This is a genomic window from Citrobacter sp. RHBSTW-00570 (assembly GCF_013739755.1).
In the GTDB taxonomy this organism is placed as follows: domain Bacteria; phylum Pseudomonadota; class Gammaproteobacteria; order Enterobacterales; family Enterobacteriaceae; genus Citrobacter; species Citrobacter braakii.
In genome coordinates this window covers 1828903-1853375 of record NZ_CP056399.1, presented here as the reverse complement: position 1 = coordinate 1853375, position 24473 = coordinate 1828903, and the positions used below count along the sequence as shown (strand labels likewise).

Sequence of the window (24473 nt, the reverse complement as noted above, 5' to 3'; positions counted from 1 at the left end):
AGGCAGCGAAAATATAACAAAAACCGCAGTTTGCCGTAAGACTAAACGGGAGAGATAAAGAAAGCTAAGGTTATTCTCCTAATTTTCGAAACCAGCGCGAATCAGTAAAAGACGAACCAGAGACAATATGAATGAGAAAGCGTATTGTCATACAAAGCGCTATGCTTGTTCCTGATATTGAGTCCCACCACAAGGAGTGGAGAATGTCTTCCATTACAACAGATAATAAAGCTTTCCTGAATGAACTGACCCGTCTGGTGGGTCATTCACACCTGCTGACAGAACCTGCTAAAACCGCCCGCTATCGCAAGGGATTCCGCTCCGGCCAGGGCGATGCGCTTGCCGTCGTGTTCCCCGGGTCGCTTTTAGAACTGTGGCGCGTTTTGAGCGCCTGCGTCGCCGCGGATAAAATTATCCTGATGCAGGCCGCTAACACCGGCCTGACCGAAGGGTCTACGCCGAGCGGTAATGATTACGACCGCGAGATTGTCATTATCAGCACCCTGCGTCTTGATAAGCTGCACGTCATCGGCAAAGGTGAACAGGTGCTGGCCTATCCAGGAACCACGCTCTATTCGCTGGAAAAAGCGCTCAAACCGTTTGGCCGTGAGCCGCATTCGGTCATCGGATCTTCCTGTATCGGCGCTTCGGTTATCGGTGGCATTTGCAACAACTCCGGCGGCTCGCTGGTACAGCGCGGCCCGGCCTACACGGAGATGTCGCTGTTTGCGCGTATTGACGAACAGGGAAAATTACAGCTGGTTAACCATCTGGGTATTGAGCTGGGCCAGACCCCGGAGCAGATCCTGAGCAAACTGGATGACGAGCGTATTAGAGATGACGATGTTCGCCACGACGGGCGTCACGCGCACGATCACGACTACGTTACCCGTGTCAGAGATATCGACGCAGACACGCCCGCACGCTATAACGCCGACCCGGATCGCTTGTTTGAATCGTCCGGTTGTGCAGGCAAGCTCGCGGTCTTTGCCGTGCGTCTGGACACCTTCGAAGCCGAAAAAAACCAGCAGGTCTTTTACATCGGCACCAACCAGCCAGAGGTGCTGACGGAGATCCGCCGTCATATTCTGGCAAAATTCGAGCATCTGCCGGTCGCCGGTGAATATATGCACCGCGATATTTACGATATCGCTGAGCAATACGGCAAAGATACGTTTCTGATGATCGACAAGCTCGGCACCGACAAAATGCCGTTCTTCTTCACCCTGAAAGGCCGCACCGATGCGATGCTGGAAAAAGTGAAAATTTTCCGTCCTCACTTCACCGACCGGGCAATGCAGAAATTTGGTCATTTATTCCCCAGTCACTTACCGGCGCGCATGAAAAGCTGGCGCGATAAGTACGAGCATCACCTGCTGTTAAAAATGGCCGGTGGCGGCGTGGCTGAAGCCCAAAACTGGCTAAGCGAGTATTTCAAAACCGCTGAAGGCGACTTCTTTGCCTGTACGGCGGAAGAAGGCAGCAAGGCGTTTTTGCACCGATTTGCGGCGGCTGGCGCGGCTATTCGTTATCAGGCCGTACATGCGGATGAGGTGGAAGATATTCTGGCGCTGGATATCGCGCTGCGTCGTAACGACACCGAATGGTACGAGCATCTGCCTCCAGAGATCGACAGTCAACTGGTGCACAAACTCTATTACGGTCACTTTATGTGTTACGTTTTCCATCAGGATTACATCGTGAAAAAAGGCGTGGATGCGCATGCGCTAAAAGAGCAGATGCTGGAACTCCTGCGCGAGCGTGGGGCGCAGTATCCGGCAGAGCATAACGTCGGGCATCTGTATCAGGCACCGGAAACCTTGACCCGTTTTTACCGTGAGAATGACCCCACCAACAGTATGAATCCGGGTATTGGGAAAACGAGTAAGCAGAAGTTCTGGAAAGAATCGTAAATATGAAAAAGATAAGCGCTACCGGGCATGTTGCCGGGGCGCTTTGCTTGCCCGGCCTACTGCTACATTCGCTATGCGTAGGCCGGATAAGACATCTTATTTAATAGTTCTGTGCGGTTTGCTCGCCCTTCGCCGAACCTGCCGCCGCCATCTGCGCAGCTTTTTGCTTTTTATAGCTCAGCGCCGCCGCCGGAACCGGCATCACCTTGCCCGTTTCAATCCAGGTACGTAAACGGCTGGCATCGGCAAAGTGAGTATATTTGCCAAAGGCATCCATCACCACCAGCGCCACCGGTTTGTTGTTAATCACCGTGCGCATCACCAGACAGTGGCCTGCCGCATTGGTAAACCCGGTTTTCGTTAACTGAATATTCCAGTTATCGCGGTATACCAGATGGTTGGTGTTACGAAACGGCAGCGTATACGCAGGGTTGGCAAACGTCGCCATATCTTCACGCGTAGTACTTAACTGGCCGATCAGCGGATACTGTTTGCTGGCGATCAGCAGCTTGGTTAAGTCACGGGCGGTCGAGACATTGTGAATCGACAAGCCAGTGGGTTCCACAAAGCGTGTCTGAGTCATGCCGAGCGCTTTCGCTTTGGCATTCATGGCTTTGATAAACGCGTTGTATCCGCCCGGGTAATGATGCGCCAGGCTCGCCGCCGCGCGGTTTTCTGATGACATCAGCGCCAGTAGTAACATGTCTTTACGGCTGATTTCACTGTTCAGTCGTACGCGAGAGTAAATGCCTTTCATCTCCGGCGTCTGGCTAATATCGACTTTCAGCTTTTCATTCAGCGGCAGTCGTGCATCAAGCACCACCATCGCCGTCATTAATTTGGTAATCGACGCAATCGGACGCACAAGGTCCGGGTGGTTCGAATAGATAACTTTGTTGGTATTCAGATCAACGATCATCGCGCTACCGGACGCTATCTCAGGTTGAGAAGCCGCTGCGGTAGTTGCCGTTTTCGCCACGGCTTGGGGTGCAAAAGGAACGGCCAGCACCAGGGCAAGGCTTAATAATGAAACTCGGAATTTCAGCATGATGAGATTTCTGATAATGGTTCACGCACGTCACAACGCACACCGCCAGAGATTAAGTATTATCTCAAGCTAGCTCAGGCATCATAGCGATCCGGCAGGTTTGCTGCCACAGGAGAATCGTCTCGAAATGCTGCGTTGCTGACTTTTACGTCAACAACGCAGCGTAGACAGGTTTATCCGTCAGAATAACCGATAGCCGTAACCCCACAGAATTACCGTAATAGCCAGCAGAACCTCCAGTACCAGCACACCGATTGCCAGCGTCGAACTGGAAAAACTCAACCCTTCCTCACGAGTGATATTCAGGAACGTCGGAATACCGAGATAAAGTAAATAACCGGTGTAAAACAGCGCGAGAGTCCCGACTAATGCGCACAGCCAGACCAGCGGATATAGTGCGACCAGCCCGCTTAAAAACAGCGGCGTCGCGACATATCCGGCAAAGACCATACAATGCGCCAGCGACGGACGCTGCGGGTAGTTACGCGCCATCCACCAGATAACCCGGCCCATGACGGCAACGCCCGCCAGCATCACCCCGTAAAACAGAATCGCCATTGCAAATCCAGTCAACAGGGATAATTTCAGGATATTGCCATCGCCAAAATCCCAGCCGATTTGTGTGGTACCGATGAACGCACAAACAACCGGGATTGCCGCCATCAGCAGTACATGGTGGGTATAGTGATGCGAAACGCTTTCGTTTTCGCTGTTGATCACATGCATTTCACGATCGGGATGGGAAAACAGCCCCCAGACATGGTTCATACCGCCCCCTTCTTGTCAGCTCCGGACCTCAACAGTTCAAGTATAATTCAGCTTTGGATTAATTTTTGTACAACAACAAAAATGACGAACCGCTAATTCAGCGCTTTTAAACCCCACGATGATTCACAGGGTGTATGCTTAACGTCGGGAGGTCATCCAGACATATGGATATAAACAGTCTTATTGCACATTACGGTTACGCCGCATTGGTCATTGGCAGTTTGGCCGAAGGTGAAACCATTACCCTGCTGGGCGGCGTGGCGGCACATCAGGGATTACTTAAATTTCCTCTGGTGGTTATCTCTGTGGCCCTGGGCGGGATGATTGGCGATCAATTGCTGTATCTGCTTGGGCGTCGTTACGGTGGAAAAATTTTGCGTCGTTTCTCAAAACATCGCGACAAAATCCGCCGGGCGCAGAAAATGATCCAGCGCCGTCCTTATCTGTTCGTGATTGGCACCCGTTTTATGTATGGTTTTCGCGTGATCGGCCCGTTGCTGATTGGCGCAAGTCATTTGCCGCCTAAAATTTTCCTGCCGTTGAATATTCTGGGGGCACTGGCGTGGGCGCTGATATTTACCACGCTGGGCTATGTGGGGGGAGAAGTCATTGCGCCGTGGCTACACAATCTCGACCAGCATATTAAGCACTGGATATGGCTGGTTCTGGTGATTGTGCTGGTGCCTGGCGTTCGGTGGTGGTTAAAAAAACGCAGCAGCAAAAGTACGGCCCGATAGCGCGATGTCTACCGGGCGGGTGCGTTACGAAGCGTGGTAGCCGCCCCCCAGCGCACGGTTCAACTGAATTGAGGCATCCAGCCATTGCCCTTGTAAAAGCAGAGCGTTGCACCGTTCACGTAATGCCGGGATCTTTGCCTCACTGACCCGGGAGCCCGCAATAATTCCGGCATTGAAGCGCGCCTGCGCCAGACCCACTACGCGCAGTGCATCATGCTCAATCTGCTGCTGATGCTGATTCTTCTGCGCCAGTGTTTCTACCTGCGATGCTGCACGCGCCACGTCATTCACCGCATCCACCACGGCTTTGTTGTAATTCGCCACCGTCAGGTTGCTTTGCGCTTGAGTAATGTCGAGATTCGCGTTCAGCCTGCCGCTATCAAAGATAGGCAGCGTCAGCCCGGCCGTTACGCCCATTTGCTGCGCGGAATGGCGAAACAAGTCGCTCAGATGTAACGCATCCTGTTGTAAAAATGCCATCAGATTTACATCGGGATAAAACGCCGCTTTCGCCGCATCAATGCTGCTCAGCGATGACTCAATGTACCAGTGCGCCGCCTGCAAATCCGGTCGGCGGGACAGCAGCGAATAACCTAGCTGGGACGGGAGCTGGCTTTCCACCGCGGGCAGCGGGGTCGAATGGAGTTTCAGGGCTGTGGACTGCGAGTTGGTCAGCGCGCTCAACCGCGCTTCAATTACCTTCATTTTACCGCTGACATCGTTCAGTTGCTGCTCTGTTTTGCTGGAATCGATATCGGTTTCAACACCTTCCACCGAAGAAGTAAGACCATTTTGATACAGTTGACGATCAACGTTAATGACGTTCTGCTGCTCGGTTTCGATTTGCGTCAACACGGTTTTCAGCCCGGCCTGCGTTTGCCATTCCCAGTAAAGACGAGCCACACCACTCGCCAGCACCTGTCGCGTTTGCTCGCGCTCGGCTTCACGCGCCTTAACGGCCCCAATACGTGCCGTCACTTCGGCCCGATTTTTACCCCACAGATCCAGATTCCAGCCAGCAGTTAAACCAAAGGTGCCGTTGGTGTACCACGGCCCGGTCGTCCCGGCGGCCGGATCGGTAATGGCAAACGGACCCATCAGCCCTTCAGCTGACATTCTCTGACGCTCCACATCTGCAGAGAAATCGATCTCCGGGCCATCCTGCGCCTCCACAGCCTTAGCCTGCGCCTCCGCCAGTTGAATGCGCTGTTCTGCGACCTGCATATCAGGGGAGTTTCGTAACGTGCTGTCAATCAGCGCATTAAGCTGGGGGTCATGGTATGCCTTCCACCATTGGCTGTCCGGCCAGCCATTTTTTAACGCCGCAGGCAATGTGGTATCGACATTCGCAGCGGGGGTCTGCTGTGACAGAGACTGGCGGTCATCATGCATCGGCGCGCAACCTGACATCAAAATAAAAAGCGGCAACAATGCCGTCGTGACAAAAGCAGAATTACGATTCATGGAGAGACACAGGTAAGAAAAGATGTGCTGAGATTACGACTTGTCGCGTTTCCTTTTTTAGTTACGCGTGGCAATACACCTTTGGCAATAAAAATATATAATCGGAAAAATATACACCCAGCAAATAATTTAGATTAATTAATTTTAATAATTTATGGATGGAGACATTATGTCACAGAATATCTATGACGATCCCGAGTTCTTTGCCGGATATGCCACACTGGACCGTTCAGTAAAAGGGCTCGACGGTGCGCCAGAATGGCCGACAATACAAGCGATGCTCCCCGCTCTACAGGGAAAAAATATCCTCGATTTGGGTTGCGGATATGGCTGGTTTTGCCGCTACGCGCACGATAACCAGGCGGCCAGCGTAGTGGGACTGGATATTTCACAAAAGATGTTAACTCAGGCGCACAGCATGACGCAGGGTAATGGCATCGTTTATCGCCGTGAAGATCTCGAGACGCTTTGCCTGTCGCCAAATTCCTTTGACCTGGTTTATAGCTCACTTGCCCTGCACTATTTGCGCGATATCGCGCGATTATTCGTAACGATTTACCAGTCGTTAACACCGGGAGGCATGTTGGTATTCTCTGCCGAGCATCCAATTTACACGGCACCGCTTAACCAGGGTTGGATAAAAGATAAAACCGGGCAACAGTCCTGGCCGGTCAATCATTATCAGCAGGAAGGCACACGCATCAGTAACTGGTTCGCGGAGGGCGTCAAAAAACAGCACCGTAAGCTGGCGACCTGGATTAATGCGCTGATAGCTGCCGGATTCGAAATCGTTTGTGTCGATGAATGGGGACCGTCCGCTGAACAGATTGCTGAAAACCCGGCGCTGGATGAAGAAAAAGAGCGGCCAATGGTGTTTCTGCTCAGCGCACGTAAACCGGAGTAAGGTCATTACAGGAAGATTTTCAGAGGCTTTCCTATACTTAACCTGAACTCACCAAAAAAGGAACGCTGATGAAAATCTTACTGTGGATTATTTTAGTTATTTTTCTGATTGGGTTATTGGTGGTAACTGGCGTGTTTAAGATGATTTTTTGAAAAAGGTTATTCCGTTGGTGATGAATTTGTTGCCTCCGGTGTATTGCTACGTTCACCTTATGTTTTTCACTTCTCTGAAACGATCCTCCCTGTGAACGTGTTAAGGGTACTATCGCCGTACCCTTAACAATCCCGGCTCCCGGCGGGAAAATTGCCACTTCGTGGTCCCCTCCGTTTATTCCTCCAGGCTACCGGGCCGGGCGCGAGGTAGCCTCCCTGCAAAACGCGCCCTGAACCCGCATCCCTGCGGGTTCTCCCGGCCTTACGGAAACACGTCGGCAATTTTCAGCCGGACCAGCCCACACCTGACCACCTGCGTTTTTTATCTGAACAGCAAAACAGAGTTAACTGGAAGTCAGTGCGTTGCAGCGATGACCCCGGTCCGGCTGAAAATCGATGAGGCGATAAGACGAATGAATCGCGTAGCGACGATTTTCCCGCCGTGAGTCTCCCTTGCGCGTTCACGGTTATCTGCGCTTCAGAGAAATGACTCCGCTGAGGTGAACGGAACCCTGAGCAAGAATCACATGTCCTCAATAATTCTTCATCGACAAGTACTTCCACTCCAGTGGCCGATTAATGTGTTAATGCAATTTAGCGATATCAATGGCCTGAATCGCGCGCGCGATATCCGGTGAATAGTTTAATGCGCGGATTTCCTGAAACAGCGCGGTTGCCTCTGAGTATTCTTTACGCAAATACCCTAACCATTGTTTAATCCGCGCCACGTGATACAGCCCGGTATCACCCTGCTTTTCAAGACGGGTATATTTTTGCAATAGCATCACGACATCAGGCCACGGCATACGTGGCTCGTTGTACTTCACCACACGACTCAGGTTCGGAATATTTAATGCCCCACGGCCAATCATCACCGCATCGCATCCGCTGATAGCCACACAGTCCTGGGCGCTTTGCCAGTCCCAGATTTCGCCATTCGCGATAACCGGAATGGTAAGCCGCTGGCGGATCTCACCGATCGCCTGCCAGTTGATATGCTCGGCCTTATAGCCCTGCTCCTTGGTTCGGCCATGCACCGCCAGCTCGCTGGCGCCAGCCTGCTGAACGGCATCAGCAATTTCAAACTGCCTGTCGCTGTTGTCCCAGCCCAGACGCACTTTCACCGTCACGGGCAGATGCGCAGGCACCGCCTCGCGCATGGCTTTTGCGCCCCGGTAGATGAGTTCAGGATCTTTTAATAACGTTGCGCCACCGCCGCTGCCGTTGACCAGCTTCGACGGGCAGCCACAGTTCAGATCGACACCAAACGAGCCCAGTTCTACCGCGCGCGCCGCGTTCTCCGCCAGCCACTGCGGATACTGCCCCAGCAACTGTATGCGCACCCGCGTGCCGGATGGCGTCCGGCTATTGTTATGCAGTTCCGGGCAGAGCCGATGGAATACTTTTGCCGGCAGGAGCTGATCCACCACGCGCACAAACTCGGTGATGCACAGATCGTAATCATTCACTTCAGTCAGCAGCTCGCGCACCAGTGAGTCGAGCACGCCTTCCATCGGCGCCAGTAAAACACGCATATCGTCACCCGCAAAAAAAGAGGCGCTATGGTAGCGCCTCCGTTCGGGAGATTAAAGAGGCTCAGCGCGGCAACAGGCAGTTATCTTCTTTCCAGCCGTACAGCCATTCCATACCACGATAAAATTCCGCCTGAGATTTGCCTTTCCACAGCAGATTACGCACCTGGCGCTCGACGCCTGCGGCGTGGTACACACGTCCCATTTCGCGCGTCGACCAGACGATGCGCGCAGTACGCGGAATACGCACCGACTCATACAAGGCAAAGGCATCAGCCGCATCGCCGTCACACTGCTGTAACGCCTTACCGAGAGTGACGGCATCTTCAAGCGCCATACAGGCGCCCTGCGCCATATATTGTGCCACCGGATGCGCAGCATCACCCACCAGCGTAATGCGGTCGGTCCCCCATTTCTCTACCGGTTCGCGGTCAGCGGTGGACCAACGACGCCATGAGGTCGGCTTATCCAGCATCTGACGCGGACGCGCATGAATACCGGCAAAATAGGAGAGCACTTCCTCTTTACTGCCATCCTTCACCCCCCACTCCTCCTGCTGACGACTGTGGAAGGTCACCACCAGGTTATACTGCTTGCCGCCGCGCAGTGGATAGTGCACCAGGTGGCAGTGCGGTCCGGCCCATAGCACCGGCGCGTTAATGCGCAAATCTTCCGGCATATCATCGCAATCAATCACCGCGCGATAGACCACGTGCCCGGTCACGCGTGGCGCATCGCCAATCAGAGACTGACGCACAACCGACTTCACACCGTCACAGCCCACCAAAATATCCGCTGTCCAGCTGTTACCGTGCTCATCAAAGACCGTCACATCATCTTCTGTCTGGCGAATATCAACCACGTTAGTTGAAGTGCGATACTCAACGTTGGGATGAACCAGTGCTGCTTCCCAGACAGAAGCATGAATATCAACCCGATGGATAACCGCATAAGGACCGCCAAAGTGATCGCGGAACGCTTGCCCGGTTTCAATGCGTACAACCTCTTTCGCGTTTACCGCATCCATCATGGTGATGTGATCGGTAAAAACGGCGCGCTTGCGAGCGACGTCACCCACGCCAAGGCTGTCCAGAGCAGAAAACGCGTTCGGCCCGAGCTGAATGCCCGCACCAATCTCACCAATCTCGTGCGCTTTCTCCAGCAACATCACTTTAATGCCTTGACGGGCCAGCGACAGCGCGGTCGCCGCGCCGCCAATCCCGCCACCCACGATAATTGCGCGTGTCACTTTAGCCATTGTCGTTCTCCTTATCAGGCTGGAATTTTGTCTTGTTGATTCTCGGGCGCGGCGGCGATAAACGCCGGAAGCTGGGTACAGGCATCATATACTGCCTTACAGCGCGGATACCCGCTCAGATCACAGCCCATACGTAACGCGTTCGCCCACTGTGGGATCAGACAGCAATCCGCCAGCGTCGGCGCATCCCCCACGCAGAACGTCCCCGACTGACTCTGGCGCAGCATCTGTTCAACCGCGCTTAACCCTTGCTGGATCCAGTGCGCATACCAGCGTTTTTTATCCTCTTCACTGACCTTTAGCTCTTCGCTCAGGTAGCGCAGTACCCGCATGTTATTCACGGGATGGATATCACAAGCGATGGCATAAACAATTTCCAGCACCCGGCTGCGCGCCGGGAAGTCGGCTGGCAGCAGCGGCGACTGCGGAAAGTGACCATCCAGCCAGTCGGTTATCGCCAGCGACTGCCCGAGTGATTCTCCCTCATCAGTGACCAGCGTCGGTACAAGCCCTACCGGGTTCATCCGCCGGTAGGCCAGCTCGTTCTGCTGACCGATGCGAATGTTGACACCCACCGTCTGGTAATCAAGCCCCTTCAGCGCCAGCGCAATGCGTACGCGATATGACGCGGAGCTGTTAAAGAAACTGTACAGCGTCATCATCCACCTCAGACAATCTTCACAGCGATGGGGGTTAAACCGTCTACATTGCCGGTGATCACATCTCCTTTCACCACTGCGCCCACGCCCTCTGGCGTGCCTGTGTAGATCAAATCACCCGGCTGTAGTTCGAAAAAGCCGGACAGATAGCTAATCGTTTCATTAACGGACCAGATGAGGTGGCGAATATCGCTACGCTGATGATCGTCGCCGTTGACCTGCAACCAGATAGGCGCGTTGTTAACATCCGCACTTTCGCTGGCTTTATGCAGTGGCGCGATGGGGGCTGAGAGATCAAATGCTTTGCCGATTTCCCACGGACGCCCCATCTGGCGCATCTCCATCTGCCTGTCGCGGCGGGTCATATCCAGACCAGTGGCATAGCCCCAGATATATTCGTGCGCTTTTTCCAGCGGTATATCGCTGCCCTTTTTACCGATCGCCACCACCAGCTCTATCTCATAGTGATAGTTATCGGTCTGCGACGGGTATGGCAGCTCGAGGGTTTGACCGGCCGCCACCGGAACCACCGCATCGGCAGGTTTACAGAAGAAGAACGGCGGTTCGCGATCCGGATCAAAACCCATTTCACGCGCATGAGCGGCATAGTTGCGGCCCACGCAGTAAACGCGACGCACGGGAAACTGTTCATTACTGCCAACGACCGGAACGGTAACAGGCGCTTGTGGTTCGAATACGTATTGCGTCATTTTCTCTCTCCCAAATTAATAACGTGCTTCACGGAACAACCCCAGCGCTTCCTGAACCGGTCTGTCCGAAAAACTAAATAAGACGGCATCTTCGTGGGCCTGGAATGACACGCCGTGCCAGGTTGGCACCACGAAGATATCTTTTGGCGAAAAATTGAAGATCTCGGTGCCGATGGTGACCTGCCCGCTTCCTTCCACCACGTGATAGATAGTGCTGTCGGTGGTACGTGCCATCCGCGAGGAAAAGCCCTTCGGCAACAGTTGTAAAAAGGTCCCCATTGAAGGCATGGGATAACCACCGGTTACCGGGTTGACGTAACGCATCTTGTAACCGTCCCACTCATCGGCGTCGCCCATGCGGGTCAGGTCATGCAGCGCTTCACGGCTGCGATCGTAGCGATAGTTGAAAATTGGCGATGAGTTACCCTTCTGATGACGCAGCGGCAGCATATTGGCCGCGTAGCGTGGTAAGTAATCCCCTTCCTTACGCGTGACCGGCTGCTGATCCTCCGGGTAATCTTCCGCAAAGCCGCAACCCAGCAGATTCACCAGTGGCAGATCCAGACCGTCCAGCCACACCACCGGTTCACTGCCTGGGTTGCCGTGGTCGTGCCAGCGCCACTGTGGCGTCAGAATAAAATCGCCTTCATGCATTTGGGTGCGCTCGCCATCCACCGCAGTAAATGCCCCTTTCCCTTCGACAATAAAGCGCAGCGCAGACTGATTATGCCGGTGACTCGGGGCAACCTCGCCCGGCATGATTAACTGCAATCCGGCGTACAGCGTTGGGGTGATTGAAGACTGTCCGCGCAGCATGGGGTTTTCCAGCACCAGTACGCGACGAATCGCCTCTTTCGCGCCAATCAGATCGCCGCTTTCCAGCAGCAGCGGGCGGATCTCCTGATAGTTCCAGTATGCAGGAGCACAATGTGCGTTCGGCGTTGGCGGTACCAGGCGGTGCAGCGACTCCCACAGCGGGGTCAGATTCTGCCCGGAAATATGCTGGTAAAACTGCTGACGGCTGTTCTTAACATCCTGATTAAGTTCTGACATAGAGATTCTCCTTATTTGTTCACGATGCCTACGCGTGACAACGCGTCAGGGACAGAGGCCGACTGGCGGATAACAACCGTCAGCAGCATAAGCATCACCGCGCTGATGGCCGCCGGAACGGCAATAATGAAAAACAGGTTATCGAATGAGAAATTCATCGCCATCATCACGCCGCCGGAGAGCGAGCCGACAATCGCGCCGCAGCGGCCAATCGCATTAGACCAGCTGACGCCCGTGGCCCGGCTCTGCGTCGGATAAAGCGTGGCGGTTAAGGCATTCAGGCCCACCTGCGAACCGCTGATGCCGATGCCGGTGCCAAAAATGGCCAGCGCCATTAGCCACAGGCCGTTCTCGCTCAGGCCAATCATGACAATACACACCGCACCCAGCGCATAGCTCACTGCCAACACGCGGAAAGGATTGTATTTATCCATCAGCACTCCCAGCACCAGCGCACCGAGCGTACCGCCAATCTGAAAGGCGGCGGTCACCCATGAGGCATGCTGCAGGTCAATTCCACGATGGTTAAGCAGCGTTGGCATCCAGCTGGAGAGCAGATAAATAATCAGCAGGCTCATAAAGAACACCACCCATAACATCAGGGTAATGGGCAACTGTTGCCCGACGAACAGCTGGCGAATGCTGCCTTTGGCAATCGCGGTGCCCTCGTTGAGATAAAATTGGGTATTGTCATAACGCTCCCGGGTGATGGCGCTGACGGTTCTGGCAATCACGTTTTGCGGCAACTGACGACGAACCTGCCAGCGCGGGGATTCCGGCAGCGCAAACAGCAGAGCCACAAACAGCATCAGCGGTAGCACGCCTCCCAGCACCAGGATGCCGTTCCAGCCAATAACCGGCACCAGCTGTGCGCTGACAATCCCGCCCATCGCCGAGCCCAGGGTAAAACCGCAGAACATCATGGTGACCAGTGCGCCACGCCGACGCGCTGGCAGGTATTCTGAGGTCATAGTGATAGTATTTGGCATCGCGCCGCCCAGGCCTAACCCGGTAAGGAAGCGCAAAAAAACCAGCGTTTGCAGATCGGGGGAAAAAGCCGAAATCAGGCTCAGTGCGCCGAACAGCGCCACGCAGAGTTCAATCACCCGTTTGCGGCCAAAACGATCCGATAGCGGACCGCAGAGCAGTGCGCCAGCGGTCAGACCCAGCAGGCCTGCGCCAAACAACGGCGCCAGATCTCCGGCCGTCAGTTGCCAGTGGGTGCGAATGTCGGGCGCGATAAAACCAATAGCTGCAGTATCAAAACCGTCGAGCATGACGACCAAAAAACAGCAAATGATAACGCGCCACTGGGTCTTACCGACGGGGGCGGAATCGATCAGTGCTTGTAAATCACGTTGTTGAGTCATAGTGAATGCCTCAGTGCAGGTAGAGTAGATGTCTGTTTTGTTTTAGGTATGTTGCGACTTTGTATGTTTGGAGATGAAATGTACAATGGCTTTTCATGCAGAGGCATAACCTGGAGGTTATAGCAAATGGCTAACTGGGCGCAGAAACTTAAGTTACACCACCTGCAAACGCTTATTGCGCTGGGCGAACAGGGGAATTTGACTCACGTCGCCCGAATGATGAATATCACCCAGCCAGCGTTGTCAAAATGGTTATCACAGCTCGAAGATGAGATGGGTATCACACTCTTTGAACGTCATAGCAAAGGCTTACGCCCTTCAGAAGGCGGCAAGCTGCTACTGCAGCATGCCCAACGCCTGATCAATGATATGGAACGTTCACAGTATGAAATCGCCCGTTTTAAGCAGGGAGGCCTGGTAGGGAGTCTGAAGATTGGCTGCTCGCCGGTGGCGACGGACTGCGTTTCACAGGCGATACTGGGTTTGCTCACAGAGCTGCCGACCTTGCATCTTAATATTGAAGAGAAGGTGATGACCCCGCTGCTGCACGATCTGCTCGCGGGTTCGGTGGATGTGGTGGTCGGACGCGTCGGTGGCCGGGCGCTTCAGTTGCCGCTCAATTACCAGGTGCTGTATACCGAGCCGGTCTGTTTCGTCGCGCGCCCCGACCATCCACTGGCAAAATATCCCCTGCTCACCTGGCATGATCTGGCTAACTGGCGCTGGATTGTCTGGCCGACGGGAACGCCCATCCGGATAAGCATTGACAACGCGCTGGTAGATAACGGCGTCATGCTACCGGAAAACATCATTGAGTCGGCGTCGATAAACGTCAGCACCAACCTGCTGCAAAGTAGCGACATGATCTCTATTCTTTCTCTACGCCTGGCGCAGCGTTATGCCGCCCAGGGACAGCTGGCTATCCTGAATCTGCCGAAGATTGAACAAAAAGGCAGCGTAGGCGTGTTCTGGCGCAATAATGAAACACCCACGACCGCCCTGAATCGTTTTCTGTATTACCTGGCACAGGTTTAACGTGAACAGTTAGGGCCATCGCCCGATGTTCCAGATATCTATTTCTTCTATGCTTAGAATTCATGATGTGATCGGTAGCACGTTTTGAAGTTTAATTGTATGATGAATCAGTCTCGTCAAGGGTTTCAACTATGAGCAAAGCACTGAACATTATCTGGCAATATTTGCGCGCATTCGTCCTGATTTATGCCTGCCTCTATGCAGGTATTTTTCTTGCATCGCTACTCCCCATCACCATTCCGGGCAGCATTATCGGCATGCTGATTCTGTTTGTCTTACTGGCTTTGCAGGTGCTACCGGCAAAATGGGTTAACCCCGGCTGCTATGTGCTGATTCGCTATATGGCCCTGCTGTTTGTCCCGATTGGCGTGGGGATCATGCAGTACTTTGATCTGCTCCGTGCACAATTTGGTCCGGTGGTGGTGTCCTGTACCATCAGTACGCTGGTCGTTTTCCTGGTGGTGAGCTGGAGTTCTCACATTGTGCACGGTGAGCGCAAAATCGTTGGGCAAAAAGGGTCTAAAGAATGATGTCGTATATCTGGTGGTCGTTACCCCTTACGCTGGCGGTATTTTTTGGCGCACGTAAGCTGGCTGCACGATTTAAAATGCCGCTATTGAACCCGCTACTGGTCGCCATGGTGGTGATCATTCCCATTCTGATGCTGACCGGAATTCCCTACGATCACTATTTCAAAGGCAGTGAGGTCCTGAACGATTTACTCCAACCTGCCGTGGTCGCGCTGGCCTATCCGTTATACGAACAGCTGCACCAGATTCGCGCTCGCTGGAAATCAATTATTGCCATCTGCTTTGCGGGGAGCGTTGTGGCGATGGTTACAGGTACAACAATCGCCTTGTTGATGGGCGCATCGCCGCAAATTGCTGCGTCAATCATGCCGAAATCGGTAACCACGCCTATCGCTATGGCAGTGGGAGGCAGCATTGGTGGTATTCCGGCCATCAGCGCCGTGTGCGTCATTTTTGTTGGTATCCTCGGGGCTGTGTTTGGTCATACTTTGCTCAATGCGATGCGTATTCGCACCAAAGCCGCACGTGGACTGGCTATGGGTACCGCTTCGCACGCCCTGGGTACCGCACGCTGTGCAGAGCTGGACTATCAGGAAGGCGCGTTTAGCTCTCTGGCGCTGGTTATTTGCGGCATTATCACCTCGTTGGTCGCCCCATTCCTGTTCCCGATTATTCTGGCCCTGGTCGGTTAACCTTCAGTTTTTGGCTAATTATTTGCGATGCGTTGCACATTTTTAATTTAAGTTTCATAAGTTGCATACACAATGAGATTTGGATCACATATAAAGCCGTAACAGGCCCGTAAACTACGATTCCATTACATTGTTATGAGGCATCGCCATGCATCCACGTTTTCAAACTGCTTTTGCCCAACTCGCGGATAACTTGCAATCAGCCCTGGCGCCTGTTCTGGCGGATGCGCATTTCCCCGCCATGCTGACTGCTGAGCAGGTCTCTTTGCTGCAACGCGAATCGGGACTGGACGAAGACGCGCTGGCATTCGCTCTATTGCCGCTGGCTGCGGCCTGCGCGCGTACTCCGCTGTCCAACTTCAACGTTGGGGCAATTTCTCGCGGCATCAGCGGCACCTGGTACTTCGGTGGGAACATGGAGTTCCTGGGGGCGACCATGCAGCAAACCGTTCATGCCGAGCAAAGCGCCATCAGCCATGCCTGGCTGCGCGGTGAAAAAGGGCTCGCCGCCATCACCGTCAACTACACGCCGTGCGGCCACTGTCGCCAGTTTATGAACGAACTGAACAGCGGACTGGATTTACGTATTCATCTGCCGGGACGTGCGCCACACGTGCTGCGCGATTACCTGCCAGACGCCTTCGGACCGAAAGATCTGGAGATTAAAACGCTGCTGATGGACGATCAGGATCACGGCTTCGCGCTGCAGGGCGATGCGTTGACCCAAGCGGCTATCACCGCCGCCAACAGATGTCATATGCCGTACAGCAACTCCCCAAGCGGCGTGGCGCTGGAATGTAAAGATGGTCGAATTTTTAGCGGTAGCTATGCGGAAAATGCCGCCTTCAACCCGACCCTGCCGCCGCTGCAAGGCGCGTTAAACCTGTTGAACCTTAACGGTTATGACTACCCGGATATCCAGCGTGCTGTGCTGGCTGAAAAAGCCGATGCGCCGTTGATTCAGTGGGATGCGACCTCCGCTACCCTGAAAGCGCTGGGCTGCAATAATATTGAGCGCGTGCTGCTCGGTTAATTGCCTGGCGCTACGCTTATCTGGCCTGCAATCGCTCGAGGTTGTCGGCCAGATTTGCTGTTGCTACCATCCAACAGGGCCGTTTTGCTGAAAATCCCCTCAATCAGATTGCTGTTTCTTGCGCTACGTCTTCCGGTACAGTAGCCTGATTGAAATTCCATCCAAATAACGAGTTTTCTGCATGTTAAAGCGCGTGTTTTACAGCCTGTTAGTCCTGGTAGGCTTGCTGCTTTTGACTGTGCTTGGGCTCGACAGGTGGATGAGCTGGAAGACCGCTCCCTACATCTACGACGAATTGCAGGATTTACCCTACCGCCAGGTCGGTGTGGTCCTGGGCACGGCGAAATACTATCGCACCGGCGTCATCAACCAGTATTACCGCTACCGCATTCAGGGCGCATTGAACGCCTATAACAGCGGAAAGGTAAACTATCTGCTGCTGAGCGGCGACAACGCACAACAAAGCTACAACGAACCCATGACGATGCGTAAAGATCTGATTGCCGCAGGTGTCGATCCCGCTGATATCGTGCTTGATTACGCTGGGTTCCGGACGCTCGATTCGATTGTACGAACCCGCAAGGTGTTCGATACCAACGATTTCATCATTATTACTCAGCGATTCCACTGTGAGCGCGCCTTGTTTATTGCGCTGCATATGGGCATCCAGGCCCAGTGCTATGCAGTGCCCTCACCAAAAGATATGCTCACCGTGCGGGTACGTGAATTTGGCGCCCGCTTTGGCGCACTGGCCGATCTCTATATTTTCAAACGTGAACCCCGCTTTTTAGGCCCGCTGGTGCCCATCCCTACCATGCATCAGGTACCGGACGATGCACAGGGATATCCGGCGGTCACGCCTGAACAACTACTCGAATTACAAAAGAAACAAGGAAAATAAGCATGGATGTACAAACCCTTTTCGTCGTGTTGGCCTTTCTGCTCATTCCCGTATTTTGTTTTCGCGAAGCATGGAAAGGCTGGCGTTCTGGGGCCGTAGATAAAATTAAAAAGAATGCACGCGAACCGGTTTACGCTTATCGCAATCAAGAGCCCCTGCAATTTTGGTCTTATGTGCTGGTTTATGCCGGGTGCGGATGTTTATCCTTCGGGATGGTTATTTACTTAGTCTTTTATCGATAGAGAATTTTCCTTTATATTAGCATTTGAGAATAGCTAATATTTTGATAATAGTTACCATTTCAATGTAAGGGATTAATGCTGCCCGCCAGCATTTCCCTCAGACTATCTTCTATTTGTGAATCCTTTCACAGAATACTCTTCCTGCAGTGCTTAGCCTTAAGAATAGCCTTCACTTTTTATATTTTGTTATTAACGGTTTGCCTTAATTTACTCAAGCATTAAGGAAGAAAATATGCCACAACAAAATTATCTGGATGAGCTCACGCCTGCTTTTACCCCATTATTAGCAATAAAAGAGGCTTCTCGCTGTTTATTATGTCACGACGCCCCCTGTAGTCATGATTGCCCGGCGCAAACAGACCCAGGGAAATTTATTCGCTCTATTTATTTTCGTAATTTTAAAGGCGCTGCCGAAACTATCCGCGAAAATAATGCGCTCGGTGCGGTGTGCGCCCGGGTTTGCCCAACCGAAAAATTATGCCAGCGCGGATGTACGCGCTCAGGAATTGATAAACCTATCGATATTGCACGTCTGCAACGCTTTATTACCGATTTTGAACAGCAGACCGCAATGAAAATCTATCAGCCGGCAACAAAAACGCTCGGCAAGGTAGCTATCATCGGGGCGGGTCCGGCAGGGTTACAGGCCAGCGTAACGCTAAGTAATCTTGGTTATGATGTCACAATCTTCGAAAAACAGGCCCAGCCAGGTGGCTGGTTGCGTTATGGCATTCCTGAGTTTCGTCTGCCGCAAGCAGTTTTGGATCTTGAAATTGCCCGTATCGTTGAAATGGGCGTGACCATCAAGTGCAATTGTGAAGTCGGCAATGCCCTTTCCGTTGAGCAACTCAAAGCAGAATACCGCGCCGTACTGGTTACCGTAGGGATGTCTTACGGTTCAACGTTGCCTCTGTTTGAGAGGGCGAATCACGTCGAAATCGCCGTCGATTTTCTGCAACGAGCCCGGCAATCCAACGGCGATATTACCGTCGCACAAAGTGCATTAATCATCGGCGGTGGCGACGTGGCGATGGATGTCGCCAGTACGTTGAAGCTGCTTGGCTGCCCGTCAGTCACCTGTGTCGCGCGTGAAGAACTCGCCGACTTCCCGGCCAGCGACAAAGAATTCAGCAGCACACAGGCTTTAGGGGTGTCGATAATTGACGGCTTCACGCCCGTGGCGGTTAGCGGAAATCGAGTCACCTTTAAGCACGTACGCCTGCCAGGAGAACTCACGCTTGAAGCCGAACAGATTATTCTCGCCGTCGGCCAACATGCTCAGCTTGATAATTTCGCCATGTTAAAGCCACAGCGCAATCTTATCGATACGCACAATTATCAAACCGCCGATCCGGCTCTGTTTGCTGCGGGCGATATTGTTAAAGGCGATAAAACCGTTGTTTACGCCGTGAAAACGGGAAAAGAAGCCGCTCAGGCCATTCATCACTATTTAGAGGGAGCTTGCTCATGTTAACGAAAGATCTTTCTATTACTTTTTGCGGCGTCAAATTCCCCAACCCGTTCTGCCTCTCTTCCTCTCCGGTGGGCAACTGCTATGAAATGTGCGCCAAAGCCTATGATAGCGGCTGGGGTGGCATTGTTTTTAAAACGATCGGGTTCTTTATTGCTAATGAAGTCTCCCCACGTTTTGACCATCTCACCAAAGAAGATACCGGCTTTATTGGCTTCAAAAACATGGAACAAATTGCCGAGCATCCGTTGGAGGAGAATCTGGCCGCAATTCGCCGACTGAAACAGGACTACCCGGACAAAGTCCTGATTGCGTCGATTATGGGGGAAAATGAGCAGCAATGGCAGGAACTGGCCCGCCTGGTTGAAGACGCGGGTGCCGACATGATCGAGTGTAACTTCTCGTGCCCGCAAATGACCTCACATGCCATGGGTAGCGATGTCGGGCAAAGCCCTGAGCTGGTTGAAAAGTATTGTCGGGCCGTTAAACGCGGCTCGTCCCTGCCGATGCTGGCGAAAATGACACCGAACATTGGTGATATGTGTGAGGTGGCTCTGGCAGCAAAACACGGAGGTGCCGACGGTATCGCGACCATCAATACGGTTAAATCCATCACGAATATCGACCTGAACCGAAAAATCGGGATGCCGGTCGTCAACGGTAAATCCAGTATTTCCGGCTACTCCGGCAAGGCCGTTAAACCTATTGCTTTGCGATTTATCCAACAACTGCGCATGCACCCTGAACTGCGCGATTTCCCGATCAGCGGCATCGGGGGAATTGAGACCTGGGAAGATGCCGCCGAGTTTTTACTGTTAGGCGCGGCCACGCTGCAGGTGACCACCGGGATCATGCAGTATGGCTACCGGATTGTGGAGGACATGACCAGCGGGCTGTCACATTACCTCGCCGATCAAGGGTTTGACTCACTGGAGGAGATGGTTGGTCTTGCCAATGCCAATATCATCCCCGCGGAGGATCTTGACCGAAGCTACATCGTCTACCCGAACATTCATCTTGATAAATGCGTTGGCTGTGGCCGCTGCTACATCTCCTGTTATGACGGTGGACATCAGGCGATGGAATGGAATGAGGAAACCCGCACACCGCACTGCAACACAGAAAAATGTGTGGGATGCCTGCTGTGTGGTCACGTTTGCCCGGTAGCCTGTATTGAGCTGGGTGAGGTGAAATTTAAATCCGGTGAGAAAGAGCATGCGTTAACGTTGTAACGCTGACAAAAAAGCCCGGTACAGATTACGCTGCACCGGGCTTTTTGCGGTATACGATTACTTCTTACGCGCGTACTTCAATGAGTCCAGCGCGACCGCGAAGATGATAATGCCGCCCTTGATAATGTACTGCCAGTAAGGGTTCACGCCAATGTAGGTCAGACCGTAGTTGATGACGGTGAAGATAATCACACCGGTCACCACGCCAAACACGGTCCCGACCCCGCCGCTGAACGACACGCCGCCAACCACGCACGCCGCAATCGCATCCAGCTCATACATAAAGCCGAGGTTGTTAGTCGCCGAGCCGATACGCCCGGCTTCGAGCAAACCACCGAAGGCATAAAACACGCCAGACAACGCATAGATGATCAGCAGGTTCAGCGCAACGTTGACCCCGGACACTTTCGCGGCTTCTGGGTTTCCGCCGATGGCGAAAATGTTTTTACCGAAGCGGGTCTTGTTCCACAGCACCCAGACAAACGCCACCGCAATCAGCGCATAGAAGGTGATGTAGGAGAGGCGGAAACTACCTAGCGCAATAAAGCCCTGCGCGAAGGTGGAGAATCCGCTGTCAAAGCCAGAAATTGGCGATGCGCCGACAAAGTCGTAGTACAGGGAGTTGATCCCGTAAACGATGATCATCGTACCCAGGGTGGTAATAAACGGCGTCACATTCAGATAAGCAATGATAATACCGTTCACCAGACCGATAATGGCGCCAATCACGCAAACAATCAGCACGACTACGATGATTGGCATTGTAGCCATTTCCGGGAACACCTTGTTGGCGTTCTCCATCGACTGTAGCAAGGTTGCCGCCACGACTGCCGCCAGGCCAACCTGACGTCCCGCCGACAGATCTGTCCCTTGGGTAACAATCAGCCCGGCCACACCCAATGCGATAATAATACGCACCGAGGATTGCGTCAGAATATTACTCAGGTTCAGTAAGCTTAAGAAAGTGGGATCCTGGAAAATAATAATCGCCAGCAAAACCAAAAGAACAACGTAAATTCCGCCTTCTTTCAGATAAGTAAGAAAACTTTTCTTATTTAACGCACTCATGAGGAGCCCCTAATCTTAAAGGTGCAAAGACGCAAGACGGAGGATTTCGTTTTGCGTTGTTGTTTTAGTGTCAACAATTCCGGCAACGAGACCATTGCTCATCACCAGAATACGATCGGTAATACCTAGCAGCTCCGGCATTTCAGAGGAAATAATAATAATCCCCTTATCCTTTTTCGCGAGTTCGGCAATCAGCTGATAAATTTCAAATTTCGCGCCAACATCGATACCACGCGTGGGTTCATCTAACATCAGGATTTCTGGCTGCGTTAATAACCAGCGACCAATAACCACCTTTTGCTGATTACCACCGGACAGTGAACCGATTTGTGTACGATGGCCCGGCGTTTTCACCCTCATTGAGTCAATTACCCACTGGGTATCACTCTTCATGCGGGAATTATCCAGCAGACCAACTTTATTTTTATAGTTTTGGATATTGGAGATTAACGAGTTAAAACCAATATCCAGATACGCGTAAATACCGGTTGAGCGGCGCTCTTCCGTGACCAGCGCAAAACCATGGTTAATAGCCTCATTTGCACTGTGGTTATTAATCTTTTTGCCGTGTAGCGTAATCGTACCCGATGATTTCTCACGAATACCAAAAAGCGTTTCAACGATATCAGTACGTTTTGCGCCGACCAGCCCGGCAATCCCGAGAATTTCCCCTTTGTGCAAATCAAACGAGATATCACGAATCGATGGCTGACGCAGCGAGGTCAGGTTACGCACTTGCAGAATGACTTCACCGGGTTTGTTTTCTTTATCCGGAAAACGTTGGTTCAGTGAACGGCCGACCATCATGGAGATGATCTTATCCATATCCAGCCCTTCCAGCGGCTGGGTCGCAATCCACTGGCCATCGCGCAGCACGGTAATTTCATCGCATAGCTGGAAGATTTCTTCCATCTTGTGAGAAATATAAACAATACCGCATCCACGCTCTTTCAGCTTACGGATAATGGTAAACAGATGATTAACTTCTTTCTCGGTTAACGATGACGTTGGCTCATCCATGATGACGATTTTTGCGTCATAGGAGAACGCTTTCGCAATTTCAATCATCTGCATTTGAGAAACGGATAATGTACCAACGCGCGCACGCGGATCGATATCAATATCCAGCTCATCAAATATCGCTTTGGTATCGCGGTACATTTTGTCCTGATCGACAAACATGCCTTTGGTGGGATAGCGTCCCAGCCACATGTTATCCATCACAGAACGTTGTAATACCAGGTTTAATTCCTGGTGTACCATCGAAATACCATTTTCAAGCGCTTCTTTAGCAGAATGAAAATCGATTTCTTTACCCTGAAATAAAATACTACCGGAATCTTTTTGATAGATACCGAAAAGACATTTCAATAATGTTGATTTCCCCGCGCCATTCTCCCCCATTAAGGCATGAATGGAATGTGGGCGGACTTTTAAATTGACATTATCAAGAGCCTTAACGCCGGGGAAGGACTTGTTGATGCCGGTCATTTCCAACAAGTATTCGCCTGACGACTGAGTATGTGTGCTGACCATAATTATACCTTGTTGGCCTTGCAGAGTGCGTTATTAAGGGCGCAATGACATTGCGCCCAAAGACGGAATATTTACTTATTGGTAAACTCTGCCAGATTATCTTTATCGACACCTACGTACGGAACGCGAACAATTTTGTTCTCAATTTTCCAGTTAGTGCCATCTGCCGCACCTTTACCGTCAGCCAGGTTTTTCGCCAGATCGAAGGTGGCTTTCGCCTGGTTGTTGGCGTCGTTCAGCACGGTACCAGCCATTGCGCCAGATTTCACCAGAGCCAGCGCTTCAGGCAGCGCATCCACACCAAATACCGGTACGCTGGTTTTGTTGTGCGCTTTCAGTGCTTCAACTGCGCCCATTGCCATCGCATCGTTGTTTGCGATAACCACTTCAATTTTGTTGGCGTTCGGACCGGACATCCACGCATCCATTTTATCTTTTGCCTGAGCGGTATCCCACATTGCAGTATCTAACTGCAGTTGCTCAGTTTTAATGCCTTTATCGTTCAGCTCTTTAATCACGTAAGTGGTACGTGCTTCAGCGTCCGGGTGTCCCGGTTCGCCTTTCAGCAGAACAAACTGAATTTTGCCGTCTTTGTTCAGGTCCCAGTTCGGATTCGCTGCCCAGTGTTTGGCGATCAAATCACCCTGAATAATACCGGACTCTTTAGAGTCAGTACCGACGTAAAACGCTTTGTCATAGCTGTCCAGCGCCTTACGAGAAGGTTCTTTGTTAAAGAACACGATCGGTACGTTCTGCCCGCGTGCTTTTTCAATGACCGTGCCTGCCGCTGCCGGGTCAACCAGGTTAATCGCCAGTGCCTTAACGCCTTTTGCCAGCAGCACGTCGATCTGGTCGTTTTGTTTGGACTGGTCGTTCTGCGAGTCATTCATCAGCAGCTGTACATCTGGCGCCGCTTTGGCATCTTTTTCAATAGCCTTACGTACTACAGACATAAAGTTATCGTCATACTTATAGATAGTCACACCAATGCGGGTATCAGCAGCGTGCGCAGCCGCGCCGAATAACATGCTTGCCATTACAGCAGACAGGGTCAACACCTTCTTATTCATGGTATCTCCGGTTTTATTATGCAGGGTAGTACTTGAGATAAATGCTCGGCAGGCAGAACGTTACTGAAGTGTTACTGAACGCCGAAGCTCACTTT

The 24473-nt window shown here is 52.3% G+C and carries 23 protein-coding genes; 11 read left to right on the top strand and 12 right to left on the bottom strand.

Annotated features, from left to right (window positions below; genetic code table 11):
• Positions 1 to 203 precede the first annotated feature (203 nt).
• Positions 204 to 1913 carry a D-lactate dehydrogenase gene (dld, locus tag HV237_RS08655; RefSeq protein WP_016153698.1) on the top strand — a complete coding sequence of 570 codons (1710 nt, stop codon included), beginning with the start codon at positions 204 to 206 and terminating at the stop codon, positions 1911 to 1913.
• 100 nt (positions 1914 to 2013) lie between these two features.
• Here dld and pbpG read toward each other — a convergent pair whose 3' ends face one another.
• Together pbpG and HV237_RS08645 are read right to left on the bottom strand one after the other, a co-directional pair.
• Positions 2014 to 2961, bottom strand: a complete 948-nt coding sequence (pbpG, locus tag HV237_RS08650) for a D-alanyl-D-alanine endopeptidase (RefSeq protein WP_047359149.1) — start codon at positions 2959 to 2961, stop codon at positions 2014 to 2016.
• A gap of 180 nt (positions 2962 to 3141) precedes the next feature.
• Positions 3142 to 3729, bottom strand: coding sequence for a Yip1 family protein (locus HV237_RS08645; RefSeq protein WP_016153700.1), 588 nt, complete (start codon positions 3727 to 3729; stop codon positions 3142 to 3144).
• Positions 3730 to 3893: 164 nt separating this feature from the next.
• On the opposite strand from HV237_RS08645, the gene HV237_RS08640 reads away from it, so the two are divergent.
• The gene (locus HV237_RS08640; RefSeq protein WP_047359150.1) at positions 3894 to 4466 is read left to right on the top strand and encodes a DedA family protein; all 573 of its coding nucleotides are present in this window, start codon (positions 3894 to 3896) and stop codon (positions 4464 to 4466) included.
• Positions 4467 to 4490: 24 nt separating this feature from the next.
• On the opposite strand, the gene mdtQ is transcribed toward HV237_RS08640, so the two are convergent.
• Positions 4491 to 5930, bottom strand: a complete 1440-nt coding sequence (gene mdtQ, locus HV237_RS08635; RefSeq protein WP_094168620.1) for a multidrug resistance outer membrane protein MdtQ — start codon at positions 5928 to 5930, stop codon at positions 4491 to 4493.
• Positions 5931 to 6099: 169 nt separating this feature from the next.
• Between mdtQ and HV237_RS08630 the strand changes: the two genes are divergently transcribed.
• Positions 6100 to 6834: a class I SAM-dependent methyltransferase gene (locus tag HV237_RS08630; protein WP_047359152.1), complete on the top strand. Its 735-nt coding sequence runs from the start codon at positions 6100 to 6102 to the stop codon at positions 6832 to 6834.
• 736 nt (positions 6835 to 7570) lie between these two features.
• Here HV237_RS08630 and dusC read toward each other — a convergent pair.
• The 6 genes from dusC to HV237_RS08600 form a co-directional block, all read right to left on the bottom strand.
• Complete coding sequence (gene dusC, locus HV237_RS08625) at positions 7571 to 8521, bottom strand: tRNA dihydrouridine(16) synthase DusC (RefSeq protein WP_181541768.1); 951 nt, start codon at positions 8519 to 8521, stop codon at positions 7571 to 7573.
• Between the two features lie 61 nt (positions 8522 to 8582).
• Positions 8583 to 9776 (bottom strand): 3-hydroxybenzoate 6-monooxygenase, encoded by a 1194-nt coding sequence (locus HV237_RS08620; protein WP_047359167.1) that lies wholly within the window; start codon positions 9774 to 9776, stop codon positions 8583 to 8585.
• A gap of 14 nt (positions 9777 to 9790) precedes the next feature.
• Positions 9791 to 10435, bottom strand: a complete 645-nt coding sequence (gene maiA / locus HV237_RS08615; protein ID WP_047359168.1) for a maleylacetoacetate isomerase — start codon at positions 10433 to 10435, stop codon at positions 9791 to 9793.
• 8 nt (positions 10436 to 10443) lie between these two features.
• The gene (locus HV237_RS08610; protein WP_016153707.1) at positions 10444 to 11145 is read right to left on the bottom strand and encodes a fumarylacetoacetate hydrolase family protein; all 702 of its coding nucleotides are present in this window, start codon (positions 11143 to 11145) and stop codon (positions 10444 to 10446) included.
• A 15-nt stretch (positions 11146 to 11160) separates the two neighbouring features.
• A complete protein-coding gene (gtdA, locus tag HV237_RS08605; protein WP_019077221.1) occupies positions 11161 to 12198 on the bottom strand; it encodes a gentisate 1,2-dioxygenase in 1038 nt (345 codons plus the stop codon).
• A gap of 11 nt (positions 12199 to 12209) precedes the next feature.
• The gene (locus HV237_RS08600; protein ID WP_047359169.1) at positions 12210 to 13568 is read right to left on the bottom strand and encodes an aromatic acid/H+ symport family MFS transporter; all 1359 of its coding nucleotides are present in this window, start codon (positions 13566 to 13568) and stop codon (positions 12210 to 12212) included.
• Positions 13569 to 13694: 126 nt separating this feature from the next.
• Here HV237_RS08600 and HV237_RS08595 point away from each other — a divergent pair, with 126 nt between their 5' ends.
• The 8 genes from HV237_RS08595 to preA all read left to right on the top strand — a co-directional run bounded on the left by HV237_RS08595 (position 13695) and on the right by preA (position 20704).
• The gene (locus HV237_RS08595; RefSeq protein ID WP_016153710.1) at positions 13695 to 14603 is read left to right on the top strand and encodes a LysR substrate-binding domain-containing protein; all 909 of its coding nucleotides are present in this window, start codon (positions 13695 to 13697) and stop codon (positions 14601 to 14603) included.
• Positions 14604 to 14734: 131 nt separating this feature from the next.
• Positions 14735 to 15133 (top strand): CidA/LrgA family protein, encoded by a 399-nt coding sequence (locus HV237_RS08590; protein ID WP_016153711.1) that lies wholly within the window; start codon positions 14735 to 14737, stop codon positions 15131 to 15133.
• Positions 15130 to 15825, top strand: a complete 696-nt coding sequence (locus HV237_RS08585; RefSeq protein ID WP_016153712.1) for a CidB/LrgB family autolysis modulator — start codon at positions 15130 to 15132, stop codon at positions 15823 to 15825. The genes HV237_RS08590 and HV237_RS08585 overlap by 4 nt, the downstream gene beginning before the upstream one ends.
• Before the next feature lie 148 nt (positions 15826 to 15973).
• The gene (gene cdd, locus HV237_RS08580) at positions 15974 to 16858 is read left to right on the top strand and encodes a cytidine deaminase (RefSeq protein WP_047359170.1); all 885 of its coding nucleotides are present in this window, start codon (positions 15974 to 15976) and stop codon (positions 16856 to 16858) included.
• A 181-nt stretch (positions 16859 to 17039) separates the two neighbouring features.
• Complete coding sequence (sanA, locus tag HV237_RS08575; protein ID WP_016153714.1) at positions 17040 to 17759, top strand: outer membrane permeability protein SanA; 720 nt, start codon at positions 17040 to 17042, stop codon at positions 17757 to 17759.
• Positions 17760 to 17761: 2 nt separating this feature from the next.
• On the top strand, positions 17762 to 18001 hold the full coding sequence (locus tag HV237_RS08570) for a DUF2542 family protein (protein ID WP_016153715.1): 240 nt from the start codon (positions 17762 to 17764) through the stop codon (positions 17999 to 18001).
• Between the two features lie 232 nt (positions 18002 to 18233).
• Positions 18234 to 19475: an NAD(P)-dependent oxidoreductase gene (locus HV237_RS08565; RefSeq protein ID WP_047359171.1), complete on the top strand. Its 1242-nt coding sequence runs from the start codon at positions 18234 to 18236 to the stop codon at positions 19473 to 19475.
• A complete protein-coding gene (preA, locus tag HV237_RS08560) occupies positions 19469 to 20704 on the top strand; it encodes an NAD-dependent dihydropyrimidine dehydrogenase subunit PreA (protein ID WP_046275452.1) in 1236 nt (411 codons plus the stop codon). The genes HV237_RS08565 and preA overlap by 7 nt, the downstream gene beginning before the upstream one ends.
• Before the next feature lie 57 nt (positions 20705 to 20761).
• On the opposite strand, the gene mglC is transcribed toward preA, so the two are convergent.
• From mglC to mglB, 3 genes are all read right to left on the bottom strand, one after another.
• Positions 20762 to 21772 (bottom strand): galactose/methyl galactoside ABC transporter permease MglC, encoded by a 1011-nt coding sequence (gene mglC / locus HV237_RS08555; protein ID WP_003027393.1) that lies wholly within the window; start codon positions 21770 to 21772, stop codon positions 20762 to 20764.
• Between the two features lie 15 nt (positions 21773 to 21787).
• Positions 21788 to 23308, bottom strand: a complete 1521-nt coding sequence (gene mglA / locus HV237_RS08550) for a galactose/methyl galactoside ABC transporter ATP-binding protein MglA (protein ID WP_016153718.1) — start codon at positions 23306 to 23308, stop codon at positions 21788 to 21790.
• Positions 23309 to 23379: 71 nt separating this feature from the next.
• The gene (gene mglB / locus HV237_RS08545) at positions 23380 to 24378 is read right to left on the bottom strand and encodes a galactose/glucose ABC transporter substrate-binding protein MglB (RefSeq protein ID WP_016153719.1); all 999 of its coding nucleotides are present in this window, start codon (positions 24376 to 24378) and stop codon (positions 23380 to 23382) included.
• Positions 24379 to 24473 lie beyond the last annotated feature (95 nt).